Source organism: Vibrio sp. 10N.261.52.A1, assembly GCF_002876325.1.
Classification (GTDB): Bacteria; Pseudomonadota; Gammaproteobacteria; order Enterobacterales; family Vibrionaceae; genus Vibrio; species Vibrio chagasii.
In genome coordinates this window covers 1-451 of record NZ_MCYD01001355.1, presented here as the reverse complement: position 1 = coordinate 451, position 451 = coordinate 1, and the positions used below count along the sequence as shown (strand labels likewise).

The window sequence follows — 451 nt, the reverse complement described above, 5'->3', positions numbered from 1 at the left end:
TGTCCACACAGATTGATACGGTTTAGAAAGTAAAGAGACGAAGAACTCCCAAGTTCTTCAATCCAGTGTCCCGTTCGTCTAGAGGCCTAGGACACCGCCCTTTCACGGCGGTAACAGGGGTTCGACTCCCCTACGGGATACCATTGGGTCGTTAGCTCAGTTGGTAGAGCAGTTGACTTTTAATCAATTGGTCGCAGGTTCGAATCCTGCACGACCCACCATTCTTTCTCCACGAAGGAATTAAAACTTTTAGTGGGCGATTAGCTCAGTTGGGAGAGCACCTGCCTTACAAGCAGGGGGTCACTGGTTCGAGCCCGGTATCGCCCACCATTCTCTAAATATTCTTGGAAGTTAAAACTCCAAACCACTTCTTATGTCGTTGGTTGGTTTTTTCGACTGCGAGAGTCTTTAGAAAATGCATTCTTCGGAATACATGCTCTTTAACAATTTG

At 46.8% G+C, this 451-nt stretch carries 3 tRNA genes; all 3 read left to right on the top strand.

The features are described from left to right. Positions 1-67 precede the first annotated feature (67 nt). The 3 genes from BCT81_RS27710 (at position 68) to BCT81_RS27700 (ending at position 330) form a co-directional block, all read left to right on the top strand. Positions 68-143 (top strand) — tRNA-Glu (locus tag BCT81_RS27710). Between the two features lie 2 nt (positions 144-145). Further along, positions 146-221 (top strand) — tRNA-Lys (locus BCT81_RS27705). Positions 222-254: 33 nt separating this feature from the next. Continuing rightward, a tRNA-Val gene (locus BCT81_RS27700) sits at positions 255-330 on the top strand. The last annotated feature ends 121 nt before the right edge of the window (positions 331-451 follow it).